General features: G+C 68.3%; 19 protein-coding genes. 6 read left to right on the top strand and 13 right to left on the bottom strand.

Features of this window, described 5'->3' with window-relative positions; genetic code table 11:
- Positions 1-153: 153 nt before the first annotated feature.
- Positions 154-1,686: a DEAD/DEAH box helicase gene (locus J2W78_RS16340; RefSeq protein ID WP_253372173.1), complete on the bottom strand. Its 1,533-nt coding sequence runs from the start codon at positions 1,684-1,686 to the stop codon at positions 154-156.
- Between the two features lie 267 nt (positions 1,687-1,953).
- Positions 1,954-2,190: a hypothetical protein gene (locus J2W78_RS16345; protein ID WP_253374065.1), complete on the bottom strand. Its 237-nt coding sequence runs from the start codon at positions 2,188-2,190 to the stop codon at positions 1,954-1,956.
- Positions 2,191-2,402: 212 nt separating this feature from the next.
- On the opposite strand from J2W78_RS16345, the gene sseA reads away from it, so the two are divergent.
- The 3 genes from sseA to purH all read left to right on the top strand — a co-directional run bounded on the left by sseA (position 2,403) and on the right by purH (position 6,995).
- The gene (gene sseA, locus J2W78_RS16350; RefSeq protein WP_253372174.1) at positions 2,403-3,251 is read left to right on the top strand and encodes a 3-mercaptopyruvate sulfurtransferase; all 849 of its coding nucleotides are present in this window, start codon (positions 2,403-2,405) and stop codon (positions 3,249-3,251) included.
- A gap of 186 nt (positions 3,252-3,437) precedes the next feature.
- Positions 3,438-5,150, top strand: a complete 1,713-nt coding sequence (locus J2W78_RS16355) for a heparinase II/III family protein (protein ID WP_253372175.1) — start codon at positions 3,438-3,440, stop codon at positions 5,148-5,150.
- Positions 5,151-5,396: 246 nt separating this feature from the next.
- Entirely contained in the window at positions 5,397-6,995 is a 1,599-nt protein-coding gene (purH, locus tag J2W78_RS16360; RefSeq protein WP_253372176.1) for a bifunctional phosphoribosylaminoimidazolecarboxamide formyltransferase/IMP cyclohydrolase, read from the top strand.
- 373 nt (positions 6,996-7,368) lie between these two features.
- Here purH and J2W78_RS16365 read toward each other — a convergent pair whose 3' ends face one another.
- From J2W78_RS16365 to J2W78_RS16380, 4 genes are all read right to left on the bottom strand, one after another.
- Positions 7,369-9,069: a cation acetate symporter gene (locus J2W78_RS16365; protein WP_253372177.1), complete on the bottom strand. Its 1,701-nt coding sequence runs from the start codon at positions 9,067-9,069 to the stop codon at positions 7,369-7,371.
- Positions 9,066-9,452, bottom strand: coding sequence for a DUF485 domain-containing protein (locus tag J2W78_RS16370; RefSeq protein WP_253372178.1), 387 nt, complete (start codon positions 9,450-9,452; stop codon positions 9,066-9,068). Before J2W78_RS16370 ends, J2W78_RS16365 begins: the two co-directional genes overlap by 4 nt.
- A 221-nt stretch (positions 9,453-9,673) precedes the next feature.
- A complete protein-coding gene (gene acs, locus J2W78_RS16375; RefSeq protein ID WP_253372179.1) occupies positions 9,674-11,623 on the bottom strand; it encodes an acetate--CoA ligase in 1,950 nt (649 codons plus the stop codon).
- A 260-nt stretch (positions 11,624-11,883) separates the two neighbouring features.
- Entirely contained in the window at positions 11,884-14,412 is a 2,529-nt protein-coding gene (locus tag J2W78_RS16380) for a PAS domain-containing sensor histidine kinase (RefSeq protein WP_253374066.1), read from the bottom strand.
- Between the two features lie 241 nt (positions 14,413-14,653).
- Between J2W78_RS16380 and J2W78_RS16385 the strand changes: the two genes are divergently transcribed.
- Positions 14,654-15,130 carry a phasin gene (locus J2W78_RS16385; protein WP_253372180.1) on the top strand — a complete coding sequence of 159 codons (477 nt, stop codon included), beginning with the start codon at positions 14,654-14,656 and terminating at the stop codon, positions 15,128-15,130.
- A 208-nt stretch (positions 15,131-15,338) separates the two neighbouring features.
- Positions 15,339-15,665: a hypothetical protein gene (locus J2W78_RS16390; RefSeq protein ID WP_015822918.1), complete on the top strand. Its 327-nt coding sequence runs from the start codon at positions 15,339-15,341 to the stop codon at positions 15,663-15,665.
- Between the two features lie 124 nt (positions 15,666-15,789).
- Here the strand turns inward: J2W78_RS16390 and J2W78_RS16395 are convergent, their stop codons facing one another.
- Positions 15,790-16,461: a L,D-transpeptidase gene (locus tag J2W78_RS16395; protein ID WP_253372181.1), complete on the bottom strand. Its 672-nt coding sequence runs from the start codon at positions 16,459-16,461 to the stop codon at positions 15,790-15,792.
- Positions 16,462-16,947: 486 nt separating this feature from the next.
- On the opposite strand from J2W78_RS16395, the gene J2W78_RS16400 reads away from it, so the two are divergent.
- Positions 16,948-17,454 (top strand): hypothetical protein, encoded by a 507-nt coding sequence (locus J2W78_RS16400; RefSeq protein WP_253372182.1) that lies wholly within the window; start codon positions 16,948-16,950, stop codon positions 17,452-17,454.
- A 49-nt stretch (positions 17,455-17,503) separates the two neighbouring features.
- On the opposite strand, the gene J2W78_RS16405 is transcribed toward J2W78_RS16400, so the two are convergent.
- From J2W78_RS16405 to hisA, 6 genes are all read right to left on the bottom strand, one after another.
- The gene (locus tag J2W78_RS16405; protein ID WP_253372183.1) at positions 17,504-18,025 is read right to left on the bottom strand and encodes a response regulator; all 522 of its coding nucleotides are present in this window, start codon (positions 18,023-18,025) and stop codon (positions 17,504-17,506) included.
- Positions 18,026-18,216: 191 nt separating this feature from the next.
- Positions 18,217-19,350, bottom strand: coding sequence for a transglycosylase SLT domain-containing protein (locus J2W78_RS16410; protein WP_253372185.1), 1,134 nt, complete (start codon positions 19,348-19,350; stop codon positions 18,217-18,219).
- A 657-nt stretch (positions 19,351-20,007) separates the two neighbouring features.
- Positions 20,008-21,021 carry a type I pantothenate kinase gene (coaA, locus tag J2W78_RS16415; RefSeq protein WP_253372187.1) on the bottom strand — a complete coding sequence of 338 codons (1,014 nt, stop codon included), beginning with the start codon at positions 21,019-21,021 and terminating at the stop codon, positions 20,008-20,010.
- Positions 21,018-21,341 (bottom strand): phosphoribosyl-ATP diphosphatase, encoded by a 324-nt coding sequence (locus tag J2W78_RS16420; protein WP_253372189.1) that lies wholly within the window; start codon positions 21,339-21,341, stop codon positions 21,018-21,020. Before J2W78_RS16420 ends, coaA begins: the two co-directional genes overlap by 4 nt.
- Before the next feature lie 120 nt (positions 21,342-21,461).
- On the bottom strand, positions 21,462-22,238 hold the full coding sequence (hisF, locus tag J2W78_RS16425) for an imidazole glycerol phosphate synthase subunit HisF (protein ID WP_253372190.1): 777 nt from the start codon (positions 22,236-22,238) through the stop codon (positions 21,462-21,464).
- Positions 22,239-22,280: 42 nt separating this feature from the next.
- Positions 22,281-23,036 carry a 1-(5-phosphoribosyl)-5-[(5-phosphoribosylamino)methylideneamino]imidazole-4-carboxamide isomerase gene (gene hisA / locus J2W78_RS16430; protein WP_253372193.1) on the bottom strand — a complete coding sequence of 252 codons (756 nt, stop codon included), beginning with the start codon at positions 23,034-23,036 and terminating at the stop codon, positions 22,281-22,283.
- Positions 23,037-23,070: the final 34 nt, after the last annotated feature.

Consider the following 23,070-nt stretch of genomic DNA (forward strand, 5'->3'; position numbering starts at 1 on the left):
GCCGTGCTCCGAACGAGAACGGCGCGGGATGAACGCATCCCGCGCCGAAAAGATCGATTTCCATGTCCCGTCGAGACCCGAGGATCGGTTGCGTCGTCCCCCGCCGCGCAATGCGGCGAGAGTCCGATGCGGGATCGTCAGGTCATCCGGCGATCAGGAGCGCGGTGCGCGATCGAGCCAGCCGATCGCCCGGCCGCCCTCGCCACCGGAGCGCGCGGGCCGACCGTCGCGACGGCCGTCGCTCGGACGGGCTCCTTGCGGACGCGCACCCTGCGGGCGGGCCTCACCGGCCCGCTCGGGGCGGCGCTGGTCCTGCCGCTGAGCGTCGGGACGCGGTGCGCCGGCGGCGCGCTGGTCCTGGCGGTGGCCCGGCTGTCCGCCGGGACGCCCGCCGCGAGCGTCGTGGGCGCGCGGCTCGCCGCGTCCCTCGCCACCCTGGCCGCGACCGCCGCCCGGACGACCCTGGCGCTGGCCGGGGCGACCCTGCGGCTGACGCGGCGGACGGCGCGCCTCCTCGGCGGCGTTATCCTGCGCCTCCTGGCGCGTCGGCGGCACGAAGCCCTCGGGGAACCCGGCGACGGGTACCTTCTGACGCGTGGTGCGCTCGATGTCGCGCAGGTAGCTGCGCTCCTCGTCGTTGCAGAACGAGATCGCCTGGCCCTCCGCACCCGCGCGGGCCGTGCGGCCGATGCGGTGGACATAGGATTCCGGCACGTTCGGCAGATCGTAGTTCACGACGTGGGTCACGCCATCGACATCGATACCGCGGGCGGCGATGTCGGTGGCCACCAGCACGCGGCAGGAACCGTCACGGAAGGCGGCAAGCGCCCGCTCGCGCTGCGGCTGGCTCTTGTTGCCGTGAATCGCCGCGCTGACGACGTTGGCCTTGTCGAGGCCGCGCACGACCCGGTCCGCGCCGTGCTTGGTGCGGGTGAAGACGAGCACACGCTCGATCTTCGGATCACGCAGGACGTGATTGAGCAGGGCCTGCTTGGCGCCCGTGTGGCAGAAGATGACCTGCTGATCGACCCGCTCGGCGGTGGTCGCCACGGGGGTGACCGCGACCTGCACCGGGTTGCTGAGGTACTGGTCGGCAAGCCCGGCGATGTTCTTCGGCATGGTGGCCGAGAAGAACAGGCTCTGGCGCTTGGCCGGCAGCATCTTCACGATGCGCTTGAGCGCGTGGATGAAGCCGAGGTCGAGCATCTGGTCGGCCTCGTCGAGGACGAGGATCTCGACGCCCTCCAGCGTCAGCGCGCGGCGATCGACGAGGTCGATGAGCCGGCCCGGCGTGGCGACGAGGATATCGACGCCCGGCGCGATCGCCCGCTCCTGGCGGGTGATGTTCACGCCGCCGAACACGACGGTGTTGGTGTAGGGCAGATGCCGGCCGTAGTCCGAGAAGCTGTCGGCGATCTGGCTGGCGAGCTCGCGGGTCGGCGACAGCACGAGCACGCGGCAACCGCGGCGCGGCGCGCGGCGACTGTCGAGCGACAGGCGATGCAGGATCGGCAGGGCGAAGGCAGCGGTCTTGCCGGTGCCGGTCTGGGCGATGCCGCAGAGGTCGCGGCCCTCCATCGCGGGCGGGACGGCCTGCGACTGGATCGGCGTCGGCGTAACGTAGCCGGCCTCTTCCAGCGCGCGGAGCACGGGCTGAGCGAGGCCGAAATCGGTGAATTGGGTCAAGTCGGTACTTTCAAGGCAGCGGAACCCGCAATCCGGCGCATCAAATCGCGCGGGACTATCAAAGGCGGGTCCATCGGTCCGGGAGGCTGCCCGCGTGATGGGGCGGCCTGGGGTGCATACACGTTGAAGAGAGGGGCCGGGGCGCAACCTTGGAAAAGGCGCGAACCGTCACGCAGCCCCCTCAAGCGACCCCGTTCGGTCGCTGACGCTGCAACTGCGATATGCGACGTTGCACCCGCGAAGTCAATGAATGTCGGAGCGCCTCGCTCACGCCTCGTCGAATCGGCTCATGCTGAAAATCTCGATGCCCGCGCCGTCGACGACGCGAACTGCCTCGGCGGCCGTGCGCGCGCGTTGCGGCACTCGCGCCCGGGCGAACAGCCGCTTGGCCCGCTCCGCCGCCGCCTCCGGGCTCGCCGTCCGCACGGAGACCCGCTGCTGCACGCCGCCCGGCGCGTCCGGCTCCTCCGGCCCGAGCACTTCGATGTGATAGGTTTCTCGCACGGACATGCACCCTTTTCGCTGTCGTCCCGCGCTTACCCGAAGATCGCGCCGGTGGCAGGGGCGTAACGGACGCCACACCGTCGCGCCTGCTTTTCACGCAGGGTGATCGCGCGAAGCAATTGCCATGACTTTTGGGCTCGTGGCCTTGCCGAATTCCCGCCAATGCCGGATGTGATGTCTTCCCCGCGAAGACCCGCGCAGCGAGGATGTTCATGACCACATCGCCCTTCGTCACGGTGGAATGGCTGCATCAGCGCCTGAACGCGCCGGACGTCGTCGTGCTCGATGCCTCGTGGCACCTGCCGGCGCAGGGGCGCGACGCCGCGGCCGAGTATCAAGCGGCCCATATCCCCGGTGCGATCCGCTTCGATCTGGACGCGATGAGCGATACCGAATCCGCCCTCCCCCACATGCTGCCGCGGCCCGAGGTGTTCTCCTCGAAGATGCGGACGCTCGGGGTCGGCGACGGGGCGCAGGTCGTCGTCTACGATGGAATGGGGCTGTTCTCGGCGCCGCGGGTGCGCTGGATGCTCCAGACCTTCGGCATGCGCGAGGTCAAGATCCTGGAAGGCGGCATGCCCGCCTGGGTCGCGGCGGGCTACCCGACCGAGGACGGCGAGGGCCGCCCGCGCGACCGGCGCCATTTCACCGCCCGGCTCGACAACGGCGCCGTGGCGGATGCGGGTGACATCGCCCGCGCCCTGGCCGGCGGCACGACGCAGGTGGTCGATGCGCGCTCCGGCCCGCGCTTCCGCGGCGAGGAGGCGGAGCCGCGCCCCGGCGTTCGCCCCGGGCATATGCCCGGCGCCAAGAACCTGCATTACGCCGCCCTCCAAGCGAATGGCCGCCTGCGGGACGAGGCCTCGCTGCGGGCCGCAATCGCGGAGGCCGGCGTCGATCTCGACCGGCCCGTCGTCACCACCTGCGGCTCGGGCGTGACCGCGGCCATCGTCGCGCTGGCACTCGAGACTTTGGGCAAGGAGCCGCGGGCGCTCTACGACGGCTCGTGGTCGGAGTGGGGCGCCGATCCCGCCCGCCCCGTCGAGACCAGCCCCGCCTGAGCGGTGAAGCGCCGCCGCGTCGGGCCGGTGCATTCCGGGGATGCCGGCCCCGGCGAGGACGACACAGCGTTAAAGGGCGGTTAAGAGGACGGGCATAAGCTTGGCCGAAGCCGGCTGCCGGGCGCCCATCGTGCGGGTCCGGGCGGCGACCCGTACGGCCCGTCTCGAAGGCTCGGAGGATACGGCTTGGGCAGGGGCCCCGAACGCTGGCAGCTCTACCGCCTGCTCGGTCACGAGATCGTCCGCGCGGTTCGCGAGCGGACAGCACAGCTCACGGCGCGGCCCGAGATCCTCACCCGCGCGCGGGTGACCGGCCTCGTGATCGCGCCGCACGACCTGCGGACCAGCGACGCCTCGCTCGCCGACGACATCTATTCCGGCCTGTTCGTCTTCGCCGGCCGCTCGCTGGTGGTGAGCGGACGGTCGCCCTTCGACTACGATCCTCCCTCCCCCGAATGGGCGGACGCGCTCTACGGCTTCGGCTGGCTGCGCCACCTGCGGGCTGCCGACACGGCCCTGGCCCGCGCCAATGCCCGCGCCTTCGTCTCGGACTTCATGGGCGGACGCGGCGAGGCCGCCCGCGCCAGCCCGGTGCCGGTCGCCTCACGCCGGCTGATCTCGTTCCTGTGCCAGTCTCCGTTGGTGCTGGAGGGGGCAGACCACGCCTTTTATCAGGCCTTCCTCAAGGCCGTGGGCAAGGGTGCGCGGGAACTGGAGCGCTCGCTGCGGCGCTCGTCACCGCCGCAATCGCGCCTGCTGGCGGCGGTAGCGCTGACCTATGCCGGCCTGTGCTGCGAGGGCATCGAGCCGATCCTGCGCCGGGCCACCCGCATCCTCGTGCGTGAACTCGAAGCGCAGATCCTGCCGGATGGCGGCCATCAGTCCCGCGATCCGCGATTTGCCATGGAGCTGCTGCTCGATCTGCTGCCGCTTCGCCAGAGCTTCCTCAGCCGCAGCGTCGATCCGCCGGAGGCGCTCCTGCGCGCCGTCGACCGGATGCTGCCGGCGCTGCGCCTCCTGCGCCACGGCGATGCCTCGCTCAGCCACTTCAACGGCATGGGCGTGACGGCGGCCGACCATCTCGCCACGCTGCTGGTCTATGACGGGGCCGGCACCGAGCCGCTGATGTACGCCTCCCATTCCGGATACGCCCGGCTCGAACTGGGGCGGGTCGTGCTCGTCTGCGATGTCGGTGCACCGCCGCCGATGGATCAGTCGCGCGAGGCTGGCGCCGGCTGCCTCTCCTTCGAACTGACGAGCGGGGCGCAGCGCATCGTCGTCAATTGCGGCAGTCCCGCGAGCGGCGGCGAGTTGCGCCGGGCCGCGCGCAGCACCGCCGCCCACTCGACGGCGACGGTCGCCGACACCTCCTCCTACCGCTTCCTCGACCAGCCGGAGGATTGGTGGATCAGCCGGATCGCCGCCCGCTGGCTGCTGTATCGCCGCGGCCCCGTGGTCCTGCGCGGCCCCGGTCCGGTCGCGGTCGAGCGGCGCACGGAGAACGGGGCTGCGGTCCTCGCCGCGCGCCATGACGGCTACGTCACCGAATTCGGGATCCTGCACGAGCGCCGCTGGCGCCTTTCCGACAGCCCCGTGCGTCTGGCAGGCGAGGATGCGTTCCGGCGTGACAGCAAGCGCCCGCGCTCGCGGCCCCAGCCGGTGGCGGTGCGCTTCCATCTCCACACCGCCGTCGCGGCGCAGCCTCAGGACGACGGCAGCGTGATGCTGGGCCTGCCGACGGGTGAGCGATGGCGCTTCACGGTGGAGGGCGCGACGGCGGCGATCGAGGAGAGCGTGTATTTCGCAGGCGTCGTCGGTGCACGGCGCACCGCGCAGATCGTCCTGCACCTAACGGTGGACGAGGACGCGCTGGTACGCTGGCAGATCGAGCAGGTCTGATTTCGATCGGCGATGAACCCGGCTCTGCGCCGATTGCTCCCGAGTTGCGGAGCGGCGGGCCTCCACCGGATGCACGAAAGTCCCCCGACGAGGGCTTCCGTACCGCTCGGTCTGACGAGGCTCTTAAGTGTAGCGGTTGAAACAACCGCGTCTTCAAGCGGAGATCGTCCGCTTCAACTGGCCGCCCCAGCCGGTTCCATGCTACCGCGCGCGCAAATTCCCTCACCGACGACACAGGCGATCCCCATGCCGCGCGACCAGATCCGGGTCACCCGCGCCCTTCTTTCCGTTTCGGACAAGACCGGGCTCACGGACTTTGCTGCGGCGCTGAGCCAGCGGGGCGTCGAACTGGTCTCGACGGGCGGCACCCACCGTGCGCTCACTGAAGCGGGGCTGGCCGTCCGGGAAGTGTCCGAGCTGACGCGCTTCCCCGAAATGATGGACGGGCGGGTGAAGACGCTGCATCCGGCCGTCCATGGCGGCTTGCTCGCGGTGCGCGACAACCCCGAACATCAGGCGGCGTTGGCCGCCCACGGAATCAGTGCGATCGACCTGCTCGTGGTCAACCTCTACCCGTTCGAGGAGACGCTGAAGGCCGGCAAGGCCTACGACGACTGTGTCGAGAACATCGATGTCGGCGGCCCGGCGATGATCCGCGCGGCGGCCAAGAACCATGCCGACGTCGCCGTGGTGGTCGATGTCTCGGACTATGCGACCATCCTCGCCGAACTCTCGGCGCACGGGGGCAACCTCACCGCCGCGACCCGCCGCCGGCTCGCGCAGAAGGCGTTTTCGCGCACCGCCTCCTACGACGCGGCGATCGCCAACTGGCTCGCCGAGGTCGAGGGGAGCGACGCGGCCCCGACCTTCAAGGCGCTCGGCGGCACGCTCGCCCAGAGCTTGCGCTACGGCGAAAACCCGCACCAGTCGGCCGCCTTCTACCGCCTGCCAGGGACCCTGCGCCCCGGCATCGCCACCGCCCGGCAGGTCCAGGGCAAGGAACTGTCCTACAACAACCTCAACGACACCGACGCGGCCTATGAATGCGTCGCCGAGTTCGACCCCGCCCGCACGGCGGCGGTGGCGATCATCAAACACGCCAACCCCTGCGGCGTCGCGGAGGGGGCGGATCTGCTGGCGGCCTACGAGCAGGCGCTGGCCTGCGATCCGACCTCGGCCTTCGGCGGCATCGTCGCCCTCAACCGGCCGCTCGACGCCGAGGCCGCGCGAAAGATCGTCGAGATCTTCACCGAGGTCATCATCGCCCCCGACGCCTCCGAGGAGGCACGCGCCATCGTCGGCGCCAAGAAGAACCTGCGGCTGCTGCTGGCGGGCGGCCTCGCCGACCCGCGGGCGAAGGGCGAGGTTGTCCGCACCGTGGCGGGCGGCTTCCTGGTCCAGGGCCGGGATGCGCTCAGCGTGGACGACATGGACCTGAAGGTCGTGACCCGGCGCGCCCCGAGCGAGGCGGAACTCGCCGACATGCGCTTCGCCTATCGGGTGGCCAAGCACGTGAAGTCGAACGCCATCGTCTACGCCAAGGGCGGCGCCACGGTCGGCATCGGTGCCGGGCAGATGTCGCGGGTGGATTCCTCGATCACCGCCGCGCGCAAGGCAGCGGAAGCGGCGCAGCGCCTCGGCCTTTCCGAGAGCCTTGCCAAGGGTTCGGCCGTCGCCTCCGACGCCTTCTTCCCCTTCGCCGACGGTCTGCTCGCCGCGGCGGAAGCCGGTGCCACCGCCGTGATCCAGCCCGGCGGTTCGATGCGCGACGATGAGGTGATCCGGGCCGCCGACGAGGCCGGACTCGCCATGGTGTTCACCGGCGTGCGCCACTTCCGGCATTAAGCGCCGGCCGAATGAACGAAAAAGCCCCGCCTCACGGCGGGGCTTTTTTCATTGACGCGCCTGGAGTTGCGAAGCGCCGTCATCGCGAGAGAAAGCGAGGCGATCCAGGGCTGACCTAGAGCCGTATCCGGCCTGATTACATCAGGCCGGAATCTCCAAATCATCGTTTCGACGCGCATTCTTTCGACGAGACGGTAATCACTCCGTCGGAATGCACTTGAGCCGGAAAGGTCGCTTCTCGGTTCGCTTCGGCTCCGCCTCGCGATGTCGGAGGGCTCCGGGGTGTCCCGAGCGGTTCATCCGGAAGCGGACAAGCGAAAGGGGCGCAGCCTTATCGGCCGCGCCCCTTTTCGTTTCTTGCAGGACAGACGCTTCAGTGCGCGTGCGCGCCCGACGCCCCGATGCCGGTCTCCGAGCGCACGAACTGCGCGTCGAAGGCGGCACGCTCCCGATTGGCCCGGCGGGTCCGGTCGATGGTCGAGATGCCCCAGATCGTCAGGAAGGCGAGCGGCATCGAGAACAGGGCCGGGTTGGCATAGGGGAACAGAGCGGCCGGATAGCCGAAGGTCTTCACCCAGACCGCATCAGACAGCACCACCATGACCACCGCCGCCACGAGCCCGACGAGACCGCCGATGAGCGCACCCCAGGTCGTGGTACCGCGCCACAGGATCGACATGGCCAGGACGGGGAAATTGCAGCTCGCCGCGACCGAGAAGGCGAGGCCGACCATGAAGGCGACGTTCTGGTTCTCGAACACGTAGCCGAGATAGATCGCGACGATGCCGATGCCGACGGCGGAGAGCTTTGAGAGGTTCACCTCCGCCTTCTCCGTGGTACGGCCGCGGGCGAAGACCTGGGCGTAGAGATCGTGGCTGATCGCCGAGGCGCCGGCGAGCGTCAGGCCCGCCACCACCGCGAGGATGGTCGCGAAGGCCACCGCCGAGATGAAGCCGAGGAAGTACGGCCCGCCCACCGCGTTGGCGAGGTTCACGGCCACCATGTTGGTGCCGCCGACCATGTCCTTGATCTTGTCGTAGGCGACGCCGTCGGCGCCGAGCTTGAAGTAGCTCGGATCGGACATCAGCAGGGCGATGCCGCCGAAACCGATGATGAAGGTGAGGATGTAGAAGTAGCCGATCAGGCCGGTGGCGTAGAACACCGATTTCCGCGCGGCCTGCGCATCCGACACCGTGAAGAAGCGCATCAGGATGTGCGGCAGGCCCGCGGTGCCGAACATCAGGCCGACGCCGAGAGAGATCGAGTCGATCGGGTTCGTCACGAGGCCGCCGGGCGCCATGATGGAATCGCCCTTCGGATGGGTCTGCACCGCTGCGGCGAACAGCTTCTCCGGGCTGAAGCCGTACTTGTAGAGCACGGCGCCGGCCATGAAGGTCGCCCCGCCCAGCAGCAGGCAGGCCTTGATGACCTGCACCCAGGTCGTCGCCTTCATGCCGCCGAAGGCGACGTAGATGATCATCAGCGCGCCGACGATCACCACCGCATAGAGGTAGGGCAGGCCGAACAGGAGCTGGATCAGCTTACCGGCGCCGACCATCTGCGCGATCAGGTAGAACGCCACGACGACGAGGGTGCCGGTCGCCGAGATGATGCGGATCGAGGTCTGATCGAGGCGGAAGCTCGCGACATCCGCGAAGGTGAACTTGCCGAGGTTGCGCAGGCGCTCGGCGATCAGGAACAGCACGATCGGCCAGCCGACGAGGAAGCCCGTCGAGTAGATCAGGCCGTCGAAGCCCGAGGAATAGACAAGGCCGGAGATGCCGAGGAAGGAGGCCGCCGACATGTAGTCGCCGGCGATCGCGAGCGAGTTCGTGCGCGCGGAGATGCCGCCGCCGGCCGCGTAGAAGTCGGCCGCCGACTTCGAACCCTTCGCCGCCCGGTAGGTGATGCCGAGGGTGAACAGCACGAAGAACAGGAACATGAAGATCGCGGGCCAGTTCGTGGCCTGCTGCTGCACGGCGCCCATGTCGGGGCCGGCGGCGAGCGCCGAACCGGCGCCGAGCGCGAGGCTCGCGCCGAGGAGCGCGACGGATCGGGAAACGGGACGGATCATTTCGCGAGGCTCCGGATGAGTTCGGCCGAGAGCCGGTCGTAGCGGGTGTTGGCGCGGGCGACGTAGATGCCGGTCAGCACGAAGGCGAAGACGATGACGAACATGCCCATGTAGAACCCGAGCGAGGCCGTGCCGCCGACCTTCGTCGCGAGTAGCGCCTTGTCGAAGGCGATGAGGCCGATGAAGCCGAAATAGACCAGCAGCATCAGGCCGGTGAGAATCCAGCCGAAGCGCGTGCGCTCGTGAACCAACGTCTTGAAGATCGGGTGCTCGGCGATCCGGTCGAGCCGCTGATCGGGCTCGGGCATTTCGGGGGCGCCCGCCCCATGAAGTGTGCGGGCGTCCGACGTCGCGGACGGCCTCACCGTCTGGATGCTACTCATGAATCTCCTCCCGCGCGATCCTGTCTCACCGCGGCCTCGGGGCCGGGTGATCGGCTGCTTTGTTCTGTGATCGTGACGACCGAAGCGTTGGCGTCCGCTCCGGCACAAACCGGCCCCGGACCGCCCGCAAGGGGGCGACCGGCACCGTGGATTCCAGGCATCGAGGCCGTGCCCGGAAGGGCGCCCGCCGCGCGAGGTGGCGGGCGCCTATCGTGATCCGCTCAGGCCGAGCGGTTCTGGCGGTTTTCGATTAGGTCATCGACCACGGCCGGCTCGGCCAGGGTCGAGGTGTCGCCGAGCGAACCGAAATCGTCCTCGGCGATCTTGCGCAGGATGCGGCGCATGATCTTGCCGGAGCGGGTCTTGGGCAGGCCGGGCGCGAACTGCAGCAGATCGGGCGAGGCGATCGGGCCGATATCCTTGCGGACCCAGGTGACCAGCTCCTTGCGCAGTTCGTCCGTACCCTCCTCGCCCTCGTTGAGGGTGACGTAGGCGTAGATGCCCTGGCCCTTGACGTTGTGAGGATAGCCCACGACCGCGGCTTCCGAGACCTTCGGGTGGGCGACGAGTGAGGATTCGACCTCCGCCGTACCCATGCGGTGGCCCGAGACGTTGATGACGTCGTCCACGCGGCCGGTGATCCAGTAATAGCCGTCCGCGTCGCGCCGGGCGCCGTCGCCGGTGAAGTAGAGATCCTTGTAGGTCGAGAAGTAGGTCTGCTCGAAGCGCTCGTGGTCGCCGTAGACTGTGCGCATCTGGCCGGGCCAGCTGTCCTTGATGCAGAGGTTGCCCTCGCAGGCGCCATCCAGCACCTTGCCCTCGGCATCGACCATCACAGGCTGAACGCCGAAGAACGGGAGCGTGGCGGAGCCGGGCTTCAGCCGCGTCGCCCCCGGCAGAGGGGTGATGAGGATGCCGCCGGTCTCGGTCTGCCACCACGTATCGACGATCGAGCACCGGGAATCGCCGACGACACGGTAGTACCAGTCCCAGGCTTCCGGGTTGATCGGCTCGCCAACCGAACCCAGCACCCGAAGGGATTGGCGCGAGGTCTTCTTCACCGGGCCCTCGCCTCCGCCCATGAGCGAGCGGATCGCGGTCGGCGCGGTGTAGAAGATGTTGACCTTATGCTTGTCGATGACCTCCCAGAAGCGGGAATTCGACGGATAGGTCGGGATGCCCTCGAACATTAGCGTGGTCGCGCCGTTCGCGAGCGGACCGTAGACGATGTAGCTGTGGCCGGTGACCCAGCCCACATCGGCCGTGCACCAATAGACGTCGCCGTCGTGATAATCGAAGACGTATTGGTGGGTCATCGAGGCGTAGACGAGGTAGCCACCGGTGGTATGCACCACGCCCTTCGGCTGGCCCGTCGAGCCCGACGTGTAGAGGATGAACAGCGGGTGCTCGGCCTCGACTGCCTCGGCCGGGCAATCGTCGGTCACCTGCTCGGCGGCCTCGTGGTAGTAGACGTCGCGGCCCGGCTCCATCGCCACGTTGCCGCCCGTGCGCTTGACCACGATGACGTGGTCCACGAAGTCCGCGTCGAGGCGCTTGATCGCCTCGTCCACGTTGGCCTTGAGCGGCACCTTGCGCCCGCCGCGCAGGCCCTCGTCGGCGGTGATGACGAGCTTCGAGCCGCAGCCCTTGATCCGGCTTGCCAGCGAGTCGGGCGAGAAGCCACCGAAGACAATGGCGTGGATGGCGCCCAGACGCGCGCAAGCCAGCATCGCGTAGGCGGCCTCGGGGATCATCGGAAGGTAGAGCGTGACGCGATCACCTTTGCCGACGCCGCGGTTGCGCAGAACGTTGGCCATCCGGCACACTTCGGCGTGCAACTGCCGGTAAGTGATGTGCTTCGACTCGTTGGGATCGTCGCCTTCCCAGATGATCGCGGTCTGGTCTCCGCGGGTCTCGAGGTGGCGGTCGATGCAGTTGAGTGCGACGTTGGTCTTGCCGTCCTCGAACCATTTGATCGAGACGTTTTCGGGCGCGAAGCTCGTATTCTTTACTTTGCTGAAAGGCGTCGACCAGTCGATCCGCTTGCCGTGCTCGCCCCAGAACGCCTCAGGATCAGAAACGGAGGCCTCGTACATCTCCCTGTACTTGGCTTCGTCGATCAGCGCCCGGTCCCGCCAGGCATCCTGGACGTCGATGACCTTCTCGCTCATTTGGTTTCTTCCCTGCCGGTGCCCGATCGTATCGCGAAGGTCCGCGCAGCCGGGGCTTCCTCAGAACTCTTAAGCGCAGATGAATACACCCGGCAAGCACCAAAAAGTCGAGTTCGGCGGTTTTGCGCAATCGAGTTGCACAGTAATTCATTGGAGGCGCCGCGCAGACTGGCGGTCTTCCGGAGCAACACCGGGAAACGCTTGTCGTGTCACGGGAATTGGCTGGCCGCCGCTGCGGCTACGATCGGTGCTCCAGCCCGTCAGGCGGCCGGAAACAGCATCTCGACGAGGGTGCCCTCGTCCTTGCGGCTGCTGATGCGGAAACGTCCGCGGTTGGCCTCCACGAGCGCCTTGGTCAGCGTCAGCCCGAACCCCTTCCCATCTCCCTCCGGAGCGGCGCCGAGATCGGCCCCGAACGGCTCGAGGGCGCTCATCAGTTCGTCTTCGGTCATGCCGGTGCCGGTGTCGCGCACACGCAGGGCGACCTCGCCCCGTTCGGCGAGCGTGGTCGAGACGATCACCTGTCCGCCGGCCTCGGTGACGCGGATCGCATTTCCGAGCACGGTCAGCGCCGCCTGCCGGATCGAACGCTCGTCCGCCTTCATCGCCGGCAGGTTGGGAGCGAGGCTGGTGCGCAGGACGATGCGGTCGCGCGCCGCCTTCGGCTGCTGCGCCGCGATGCAGGCGGCGACGAGGTCGTTGAGCGCAAGATCGGCGAAGGTGAGCTTGCCGCGGCCGGCCTGAATCTCGGCGAGATCGCGCAAGTCGTCGATCAAGGCGGCGATCCGGCCGCCGGAGAGACGCACTTCGCGCAAATAGGCCTCCAGACGCTCGGCATCCGCCCGATCGAAGCGGTCGGAGAGCATCATGTCGGTGAGGCCGAGAATCGCGTTGAGCGAGGGGCGAATTTCGTGGCTGACGCGCGCGAGCGCGTTGGCCTTCCAGGCACCTTCCGCCTCGGGCTCGCTCCACCGCGCGGTTTCCGCGGCCGGTGCCGGGGGCGCCCCATCCTCGTCGCGGATCTCGCGCAGGCTGGCGCAGTAACCCGGCGCGTCCTCTCCGAGCAGCCGGGCGATGCGCAGGCGCAACGCCGCCGCCCCGGTGCGGACGGTCACGCCGTGGATCGCGCTCGCACCGGAGCGGCGGGAATCGGTAACGGCCGTCTCCAGCGCCGACAGGCTCTCGGGCGCGAACAGGTCGGCGAAGCGCCCGCCCACGATCTCCTTGGGATGCGCATGGACGAGTTCGGCAGCGCTCGGGTTCAGGCCGACGACGCGGCCCTCGGCATCGAGCGTGACGACGCCCTCCTCCAGGCTGTCGAGCACCTTCTCCGCCCGCAGCCGCGCGGCATTGGCCGGAACGGCCGGGAAATCGACGTCGCCGCCAGCAGGCATCGCCCGCGCGAGGCAGATTTCCGCCGCCGCCCCCTCCCAGACGAGGCCGGCTCGATCGACGAGGAGCGCCACCGTACCGCCTTCGGGCCGCGCGAAGGGAACCGGCCCGATGATCTCCCGGTCCCTGGGCGGAAGGCCGCGGAAGAGATGCGCGAGGCCCGCCTGACGCAGGGCCGGCAGATCCGCGTAGCCGGTGAGATCGAGGAAGGTGCGGCTGGCGAACAGCATCTCGCTGCCACGGTAGACGAGCACGCCGAGGGGGAGGCTTTCGAGCAGGTCGGTGAGCGCGAGGCGCGCGCGCGCCTCGCCCTCCGAGAGGCGGCCCTGCGGGATCGGGAACGGCATCACCGAGCCGCTCAGCGCGGATTCGGGACGCGCGGGCATTGGCGCCGCGTCGTCCCCATCCTCATCGGGGGCGAACCGCAGGCCGAGAACGCGCGCGACCTCGCGGAAAGCGGCATGCTCGTTGACCGACAGGCCGGCTTCCGCCACCGTCTCTTCGACTAACGCCTCTTCCTCGAAGCTCTCCGGTTCATCTTCCTCATCCTCGTGCGCGCTCTCCATCGCGCGGGCTTGACGCTCGCCCAGGATCGCGAAGCCGCCGAACCCGGCGAAATCATCCGTCGCGCGGCCGGTCGGAGCGCCGGAGATTTCGAGCGCGTGCTCATAGGCACGACCGCGCACCAGAAGCGGCAGGGCCCGGAAGGTACGCCGGTCGGCGAGCGCCTGCGTCAGCGCCGCGCCCTCAATCACACCGTCGGCGGCGAGCATCGCCCAGGTGCGGCCGGACAGGGCCTCGGCGAGGTCGGGATGGGTCCGCGAGACATGGGTCAGCACGCCATCGCCATCGCTGCGCCAGATCACACGGAGGGGCAGTTCGGCCGGCTCCACCTCCGACATCGAGGATGGCGAAGGAGCCTCAGGCGTCGCAACATCCGGACCCGCATCCGCGGGGGGGAGATCGGCCTTGGCGGGCCCGCTGTCGAACGGCCGCAGGGCCGGCAAGGCTCCGATCGGAGCCAGAAGCAGGACCGAACGCCCCTCCCCCAACTCGGCCCGCGCGGCGAGAGCGACCACGGGCGGCGCGACGCCGCGGGGATCGACGCGCAAGCGAACCATGCGGGGCCGCGCGTCCAGGACGCCGGCGCGGCGGATCTGCTCGGACAGGCGCAGCGCAGGGAGGACAGTGCCGTCCGAGTCGGCGATGCCGGCCCGTAGGGGGAGCGCCGCACCCGCCGCATGGAGGATGCGACCGGCCGCCTCGTCGAGAACGAGAAGCGCACTGCCCTCGCGAACGAGATGAGCGATCGACGCGTCGCCTCTCCATCGCGCCAACGCGGCACGAATGGCCGCATCGTCGCCCGGATGGGAAGCCTGCAATGCGCGGTCCGACATCCGAACCCTGGTCATGAGCCCCTTCATCGCCCTGTCGCCGGTCGTTCGGGGCATGAACACGTGCGCCCTGTGTAACTTAACTGCGGCCAGACGTGGACACTGAAGCCCGCCGACACACGTTTATCAACTGGTAACCTTAATTGGTCCTCCGGGGCTGGAAAAAAGGCGACCCCCGCGCTATTGTGCATTGCACATTGTGCGCCGCACAACGAGCGCTCGATGCGAACTTAAGGAGAGAGACGTGACGAACACCCCCAACTACGAAGTCCCCACCGAGATGCGCGATTTCGCAGAGAAGAGCGTCGAGCAGGCCCGCAAGGCGTTCGATTCCTTCATCGGCGCGGCCCGCCGCACCGCCGACACGGTCCAGGGCTCGACCGACCTCGCCCGCAGCAACGCCACCAGCATCTCCTCCCGCGGCTTCGAATACGCTGAGCAGAACGTCAACGCGGCGTTCGACCTAGCGCAGAAGCTCGTGCGCTCGCGCGATGTCCAGGAGGCCATGCAGCACCAGGCCGAGTTCGTGCGCGCGCAGTTCGCTGCGATCCAGGCGCAGGCCAAGGAGTTCGGCGGCCTCGCACAGAGCGCATTTCAGCAGAGCGCCGAGAATGCCAAGAGCGCCATGCAGCAGGGTGCTGCCGACGCCCGTCAGGCCTACGAGCAGGGCGTCGAGACGGCCCGCGAGAACGCCAACGACGCGCAGAAGGCCACGTCCTGACGCACCCTCCGCGCTTCGGCTCGGACGGCATGTAAGGCCGACGGCCCGCTCCCGACGGAGTGGGCCGTTCCTCGTTTCGGACCTCGGTCTCCGAGCTTCACCCAGAAAAGCGGTCTCTGGCTCCGCCACTTTTCCGCCGCCCGGACACCGCAAGGCTCCACACCTCGCCGGCTCCGTGTGGGGCGGCCCAGCGGAGGTTTTGGACACGATGCGTCCCGTTCGTACTCTCGGCCTCGCGGCCCTGATCGCCGTCGCGGCCGGAAGCCTCGCGCCCGCCCAGGCACAATATTACGACGACGGCTACGATGCGCCTCCGCCCCGCGCGCGCGCCTATCGTGATCGCGACTGGGGCGGCCCGCCGCCGCGCCGAGCCATGGGCCTCAATTGCGATGCGGTGCAATCGGGCATCAGCGGCCTGCAGCCGTTCTCCTGCCCTCTGCCGGGCCCGCGCCCGCTGGGCGCCCGCTGCTTCTGCGACATGCCGGTGTCGTTCCTGAACGGCCCGCGGACGGCCGTCGGACGGGTCGCACCGTAAACGCCCTTTCGCCCGATAACGACCGCCCTCGGCGCGTCACGATGCGCTAGACCGAGATAATCAAAAAGAGCCGCGCCGGGATGACCGGCGCGGCTCTTATCAAAAGTCTCGATGATCCGACGCGTCAGTTGACGATGACGGTGGCACCAACCTTCACACGTGAATAGAGGTCGGTGACGTCCTCGTTGGTCATGCGGATGCAGCCCGAGGAGACCGCCTGCCCGATCGTGTCCGGCTCGTTGGAGCCGTGGATCCGGTATTCCGACTTGCCGATATACATCGCGCGGGCGCCGAGCGGGTTCTCGATGCCGCCGGCCATGTAGCGCGGCAGATCGGGACGACGCGCGATCATCGCCGCCGGAGGCGTCCAGCCCGGCCATTCCCGCTTGGCAGTGATCTTGTTCACGCCGCTCCAGGTGAAGCCCGGACGCCCGACGCCAACACCGTAACGAACGGCCTGTCCGCCCGGCATCACGTAGTAGAGGCGGCGCTCGGCCGTGGAGACGACGATCGTGCCCGGTGCGTAGCGGCTGTCATACTCCACGATTTCGCGGGGAATACGCGCCACCTGTGCCTGAGCAGCCTCAGCCTCTCCGTAACCCTGGCTGTAGCCTCGCGCGCCGGCGCCGCGCTGCGTGGCATAGGGATCGTAGACCGGCCAGCCGCCGGGCGACGACTGCTCCTGATAATCATCGCCGTCCGAGCCGAACGGGTCGTAGGGCGCGGCGTTTGCGGCGCCCATCGTGAGAACACAGACGCCGACAACGCCGGCGAGAACAGATGCTAAGGTCTTCATCGCAGGTGCCTACCTGTGCAGTAATCTTTGCAATTACAAGCGTGACTGTGCTTGGTCGGTTCCACGCAGTTTACGGATTTTCCACGACTCGGCCGTGCGGCGGCTCGCATCAGCTTGGCCATTGCGATGTGGTTACTCCCGAAGCCGGTATGGCCGGGAGCGACGCGTGACCCGCCTCGGGCCGTCATCCAAGATTTACGGCGCTGCCCAGGACGCTCGGTTGCCGATCATTCTCGGCTCGTAGCGGTCGCCAAGTGCTTCATGCGTCACAACGAGATCGCGTGAGCCGATTCGGTGAAGCCTGCGCCCAACCGCCTGCCGGCAAAGCTGCGGCGTCCGGCGAGAGCTTCCATCAATAGAGCCGTCTCAACGCCCTGACTTCACGAAGCAAAGTCTTCACCGAACCCAATCAACCCGTGGTTCGTTTGATTTTTTCGGTTGCCCCGCCTAGCCTGATTGCCTCGAAACTTAGAAGAGGTCGAAGGTATGGTGGGTTGGCTCCTCGGCAAACTGAAGTGGCTTACGGTCCTCTGCGCGATCGGCGGACCGATCTTGGCTTTCGCATGCTGGCAGGACGGAAATCGTCGGCGGGATGTCATGGCAATGGGCATCCAGACCGAGGCGACGATCGACAGCGCGACACGGGTCAAGCGCCGCCGCGGCGGAACGAGTTACAAGCTCGACCTGAGCTGGATGGATCGCGGCGGCCTACGGCGAAAGGCCGAAGGGGTTTCGATCTCGCATGCGCTGGCCGCCCAGGTCATCGTCGACAACCAACTGGCCACCGATCGCCTGCCCATCAAGTACATCGCCGGGGAAGCGGGATCACTGAGGGCGGACGACAACCTCATCGTCTTGGATGACACCGCGCATCAGGAGAGGACCGACACGGAGCTCGTCTATGTCGGCATGGGTGCCGGCGTCGTCGGCCTGATCGGCGCAGCCGTCTTTTTCCTACCCCGGCGCCGTCGGCGCGATGCAGTCGCGGCCTGAGGGCCGTTCGGACGGCGCTTCGACAATCCTGACCACGCCTTCGGCGCGGTCAGCTCACGGGGGGAGACGGGTCGCGGGCGGCCCGTTCGGCCTCGACTAGCACATCGAAGGCGCGCCACGGCTTCGGGATGAACACCGCCCCTTCCGGCAACGCCGCGCCGTGCTCCGGTTCGACGCCGGAGGTCACGACCAGCCGGGTTCGCGGCCAGAGGGTGGCGATGGCACGGGCGAGTTGAAGCCCATCCATCGCTCCCGCAAGGCGGATATCGGCGAAGACCAGGGCGACATCACCGCCGCACTCCTGCAGGACGCTCAGCGCACGCTCGGCGCTGTCGCAGCCGATGACGCGCAGTTCGCTCTCTTCGAGCACGCTTTCGGCCAATTCGCGGGTGTCGCGCTCATCCTCGACCACGAGGGCGATGCGGGCATCCGCGCGCTCGGTCTTCGCGGGCATGGCGCGTTCAGCATGATCGACTCGCCGAACCAGGGCGGCGAGATGGTCGGGAATGCCTTCCGCGACGAGGTTGTCGTAGCAGGAGGCGAGCGCCTGCCCGATTTGATCGAGTTTCATGCTCGGCAGCAGAGGATCATCGGCGGACCCCCGATGCGATCGGTTTCGAAACGTATCGTTCAAGGCGAAACGATCCTCCCCTGCGCGTCCGGGCCGCACCACAACATAACAAAGCCGGCGGGTGCCGCTCAGTTGCGTCGGAGGAAGATTTTCACCGTCGCGGGCCCGCCGCGCGGCGGGCGGCCGCAGTGCTACTGAACGGCCTCGGCATCGGCGAGCGCGACGAGGCCGGCCACGGTGCGGACATCGCGATAGCGGTCGCCGCGGGCGTTCATCATAGCCTCGAACTTTTGGTGCACCTGCGCGACCGAGAGGCTCGCAGGCTTGCGGTGGCGGCCCCGGCCGGTGGTGCCGGCAAAGAAGATCGAGCGGTTGGCCCGAGCCGGGCCGGGCAGCAGGGTCGCGGCGGCGGCGGTGGGCTTGTCGACGACCTGAGACAGGAAGTTCTCGGCATCGTCCGGTCCGAGGAAGTGGGCGAGGTAGACTTCGCCGAGCGTCAGCTCGCGGCCGATCTTCAGGGCGATGCGCCCGGCGTCGCGCTTCAGCATCTCGCCGGCCATGACGGCCGAGAGGTAGGGGTCGCGGCGCAGGTCGAGGATGCGGGAGCGCTCGGCCTGATCCTGGATCGACGGCCGGTCGTTGCCGTCCGGGACGACCAGGCCGGCCTCCTTCTCGTACCCGTATCGGGGTCCGAAGTCGCGGATCACGCCGAGCCAGGTGCGCTCGATGAACTGGAACAGGCCGGTGGCCGAAGAGGTCTTGGCCTGGACGGCGGTGATGAAGCTCGACTCCTTGTCGGCCACGGCCATGAGCAGGACCGGATCGGTCTGGACCGCCTGTGACGCCTTCACGATCGTCTGGACGAGGTGGCGGCGGATCTTCATCGGCCCGAATTCGAGGATGTCGTTCGGGTCGCCGGTCGAGGTCTGCGAGAGCAGGAAGTCGTAGGAGACGCGATCGACCGTGTTGGCGCCGAGTTCGGTGTCGAGATCGCCCACGGGGTGGAAGCTCGTGGAGGCCGCCAGCACGCTCGGCACCGGCATCTCGGGCGCGAGCGCCTGGAGGCGCGGCTTCGGCATGGCAAGGTCGGACACCTTGGTTGAGGCCTCGGCCCGGCCGAAATCGGTGCCGGCATTGAGCAGAACCGCGCTCAAGCCACCGGCGAGCAGGGTCATGGAGAGGATGGAGCGGACCAGCGCCGTGCGGCTGCCGTGATCACGCCCGGTCCGGGAATTGAGGGTGATGGCGTCGGAGGACGGGGTGGGACGCCCGCTCTTGCGGGGCGTCGAGGTGGTACGCGGCGATCCGATCGTACGGCCCTGCATCGTTGTCGTCGCTCACTCTTCGTGATGGCGCCAGCGGCGTATGGGCCACACTTACGTCGCCGGATGTGGCGCAAACACGGCCGAGGTTGTGGCATCCCCAAGGCAGTGCGGGGCGATTTGCGGGCAAGCTGAGCCGTTTGGCGAGTTGTCCCCGGTGTCTTCCACCGGAGTTGCGGTTCATAGCCGACAAGATCGGAGGAGAATGCGGTGCGCGCCGATTGGCATCGCGCACTCAAAGAAAGAAGATGATCGGCGATGCTGCGGCCCGATTGCATCGTAGAGCCGGTGCTGCACGTCGATGACTGACAGAGAGCCCATGACTTCTATGAAACCGCTATCGGTCTCGAGCACGCTCTGAAGTTCGAGACACTCCAGGCCTACGACCCCGGCGGGTGGAACATGCGTCTGCGGTTCGGGCGCGGCGCATCCGTGTCACCGCAGCGCCTGTATGGCGGGTCGAGCCCGCCGCATGACGGGACAGGGCTATTGCATCTCTGTGTCGGGACGACCGAGGACGACCTGCCTGCATGGGAGGCGAAGCGCGCATCGCGGGGTATCCCCGTCGATGGGTGTGTCGCGTGACCGCGATCCGGACGGCACATGCTCGGACTCGCGACGCGCGAGGGGGGCTAGAATCAAGCGCTTGAGTGCCGCTGGTTACAACCGCCGCAGCGCCACGCTCTCGATGCGATGGCTCGGCCCCTTGGCCAGGATCAGGCCGGCCCGCTGGCGCGTCGGCAGAATGTTGTCGCGCAGGTTCGGCAGGTTGATCGTCGTCCAGAGCCGGTCGGCGATCTCCAGCGCCTCACTCTCGGAGGCCTCGGCGTATTTGCGGAAATAGGAGAGCGGATCGCGGAAGGCGGTCTGGCGCAGGCGCAGGAAGCGGTTGACGTACCAGCGGTGCAGGTCGTCCTCGTGCCCGTCGAGATAGATCGAGAAGTCGAAGAAGTCCGAGACGAAGGGAATCGCGGTGCCGTCCCGCGGCAGGCGCGCCGGCTGGAGGACGTTGAGACCCTCGACGATGAGGATGTCGGGCGATTCGATCACCTGCTCCTCGCCGGGCACCACGTCGTAGACGAGGTGGGAATAGACCGGGGCGGCAACGCGCCGGTGCCCGGCCTTGATGTCGGCAAGGAAGCGCAGCAGGGCGGCGCTGTCGTAGCTCTCGGGAAAGCCTTTCCGCTCCATCGCGCCCATTCGCTGCAATTCGGCATTGGGATGGAGGAAGCCGTCGGTCGTGATGAGATCGACCTTCGGGGTATTGGGCCAGCGTGCCAGCAGGGCCTTCAGCACCCGCGCCGTCGTCGATTTGCCGACCGCCACCGAGCCGGCGAGGCCGATGATGTAGGGTACCTTGGCGTCGTGCTCGGCGAGCAGGAAGCGCTGCGTCGCCTTGAACAGTCCCTGCGTCGCCGCGACGTAGAGCGAGAGCAGGCGGGAGAGCGGCAGGTAGATCGCCACCACCTCCTCGATCGAGATCGGGTCGTTAAGGGATTGCAGGCGGCCGATATCCTCGGCGCTCAGCGTCAGCGGGGCATCGGCGCGCAATTGCGCCCATTCGTCCCGCGAAAAGATCCGGTAGGGCGAGAGGCGGCCCGGCCCCTGGCCGGTCACGGGATTCTGACGCTCCTCCGGTTCGATCCCCGCCGACGGGATCGGGGCGCCGATCATGTGTGCCTCCGCGCCGCCTTCTCGGCGAGCCCGCTCTGCGCGGTGCGCCGACCCAGCTCCGTCATCACGTCGTCGAGCGGCACACCCGCTGCCTTCAAGGTCACGACAAGGTGATAGAGCACGTCGGCCGCCTCCGAGACGAGCGCCTTGGGGTCGCCCTGCACCGCGGCGATGACGGCCTCGACCGCCTCCTCGCCGAGCTTCTTGGCGGCCTTGGCCGTCCCCTCGGAGAGCAGCTTTGCGGTGTAGGATGTCTCGGGGGGTGTGCCGGCGCGGCTGTCCACGAGGGCGGCAAGGTCGTCGAGGCTGAACTTCGTCATAAGGCGCGCAAGCGAAAACCGTATCATGCGGCATCGCATGATCGGATACCGGCACTTTAAACCCTGCGCAGGCCCACGCGCCCGGTCAAGGGGCGCGGTCACCCGCCCACCGGATACCGGTTACGGATCGAGCCGCATCGCAAGTCCGGCGGCGGCCATGTGGGTCTTGGCCTCGCCGACCGTATGGTGACCGAAGTGGAAGATCGAGGCGGCCAGCACCGCGCTCGCGCCGCCGTCACGGACGCCCGCCACGAGGTCGTCGAGCCCGCCGACGCCGCCGGAGGCGATCACCGGCACCCTCACCGCATCGGTGATGGCGCGGGTGAGCGCAAGGTCGTAGCCGGAGCGTGTGCCGTCCTTGTCCATGGATGTGACGAGGAGTTCGCCCGCACCCCGCTCAGAGACCGTACGGGCGAACTCCACCGCATCGATCCCGGTCGGGTTGCGCCCGCCATGGGTGAAGATTTCCCAGCGCGCAGCCTCGTCCGGACCGGAGACCCGCTTGGCGTCGATCGCCACGACGATGCACTGGTCGCCGAACTTTTCCGCCGCCTCGGCGACGAAGTCGGGATTCTTCACGGCAGCGGTGTTGATGCCGACCTTGTCGGCGCCCGCGAGCAGGAGCGTGCGCACGTCGGCCACGGTCCGCACCCCGCCGCCGACGGTGAGGGGCATGAAGCAGGCTTCCGCCGTGCGGCTCACCACGTCGAGCAGGGTGCCGCGCGCCTCGTGGCTTGCGGTGATGTCGAGAAAGCAGAGTTCGTCGGCACCGGCCGCATCGTAGGCCTTGGCCGACTCGACCGGGTCGCCGGCATCGCGCAGTTCGAGGAATTGCACGCCCTTCACGACGCGCCCGTCCTTCACGTCCAGGCAGGGGATGATGCGGGTCTTGAGCACGCGTGAATGGCCTTCAGGCTGTCGGGGGTCGGAGGGCCGCGATCACGCGGCGCTCCCCTGGTCACGGCCCCTGGCACGGGCGATGGCGGCGAGTGCTTCCCTCGGGTCGATGCGGCCGTCGTAGAGGGCGCGGCCGGTGATGGCGCCGGCCAGCACGGCGCAGTCCGGCTCGAGCAGCCGCTCGACATCGGCGATCGAGGCGAGGCCGCCCGAGGCGATGACCGGGATGCTGACGGCCGAGGCCAGCGCCAGCGTCATCTCGATGTTGAGCCCCTTGAGGATGCCGTCGCGGGCGATGTCGGTGTAGATGATGGCGGCCACACCAGCATCCTCGAAGCGGCGCCCAAGCTCTTCCGCGGTCATGCTGGAGGTCTGGGCCCAGCCCTCCACCGCCACGCGCCCGTCCTTGGCGTCGATGCCGACGGCGATGCGGCCGGGATGGCGGCGAGCCGCCTCGCGGACGAAGGCGGGGTCACGTACGGCGGCCGTGCCGATGATGACGCGGCTCACGCCTTTTTCCAGCCAGCCTTCGAGGGTGCGCATCTCGCGCACGCCGCCGCCGAGCTGCACCGGCAGGCTGACGCGCGCCAGGATGGCATCGACCGCCGCGGCGTTGCGGGGCTCTCCGGCGAAGGCACCGTCGAGATCGACCACGTGGAGCCAGGAGAACCCCTGCGACTCGAAGGCCGCCCCTTGCGCGGCGGGATCGTCGTTGAAAACCTTGGCCTGGGCCATGTCGCCTTGAACGAGGCGGACGCAGCGCCCTTCCTTGAGGTCGATGGCCGGATACAGAATCACGCGTCAGCTCGCGAATACGATGTGTCGGACAAAG

The sequence above is a fragment of the Methylorubrum extorquens genome (assembly GCF_024169925.1).
GTDB lineage: Bacteria > Pseudomonadota > Alphaproteobacteria > Rhizobiales > Beijerinckiaceae > Methylobacterium > Methylobacterium extorquens_A.

Excerpts from the sequence above, each read along its gene's own strand:
- sseA (WP_253372174.1), top strand. The coding sequence starts at position 2,403 with ATGACCACATCGCCCTTCGTCACGGTGGAATGGCTGCATCAGCGCCTG.
- purH (WP_253372176.1), top strand. The coding sequence starts at position 5,397 with ATGCCGCGCGACCAGATCCGGGTCACCCGCGCCCTTCTTTCCGTTTCG.
- J2W78_RS16365 (WP_253372177.1), bottom strand. The coding sequence starts at position 9,069 with ATGATCCGTCCCGTTTCCCGATCCGTCGCGCTCCTCGGCGCGAGCCTC.
- J2W78_RS16370 (WP_253372178.1), bottom strand. The coding sequence starts at position 9,452 with ATGAGTAGCATCCAGACGGTGAGGCCGTCCGCGACGTCGGACGCCCGC.
- acs (WP_253372179.1), bottom strand. The coding sequence starts at position 11,623 with ATGAGCGAGAAGGTCATCGACGTCCAGGATGCCTGGCGGGACCGGGCG.
- J2W78_RS16380 (WP_253374066.1), bottom strand. The coding sequence starts at position 14,412 with ATGTCGGACCGCGCATTGCAGGCTTCCCATCCGGGCGACGATGCGGCC.
- J2W78_RS16390 (WP_015822918.1), top strand. The coding sequence starts at position 15,339 with ATGCGTCCCGTTCGTACTCTCGGCCTCGCGGCCCTGATCGCCGTCGCG.
- J2W78_RS16395 (WP_253372181.1), bottom strand. The coding sequence starts at position 16,461 with ATGAAGACCTTAGCATCTGTTCTCGCCGGCGTTGTCGGCGTCTGTGTT.
- J2W78_RS16400 (WP_253372182.1), top strand. The coding sequence starts at position 16,948 with ATGGTGGGTTGGCTCCTCGGCAAACTGAAGTGGCTTACGGTCCTCTGC.
- J2W78_RS16405 (WP_253372183.1), bottom strand. The coding sequence starts at position 18,025 with ATGAAACTCGATCAAATCGGGCAGGCGCTCGCCTCCTGCTACGACAAC.
- J2W78_RS16410 (WP_253372185.1), bottom strand. The coding sequence starts at position 19,350 with ATGCAGGGCCGTACGATCGGATCGCCGCGTACCACCTCGACGCCCCGC.
- coaA (WP_253372187.1), bottom strand. The coding sequence starts at position 21,021 with ATGATCGGCGCCCCGATCCCGTCGGCGGGGATCGAACCGGAGGAGCGT.
- J2W78_RS16420 (WP_253372189.1), bottom strand. The coding sequence starts at position 21,341 with ATGACGAAGTTCAGCCTCGACGACCTTGCCGCCCTCGTGGACAGCCGC.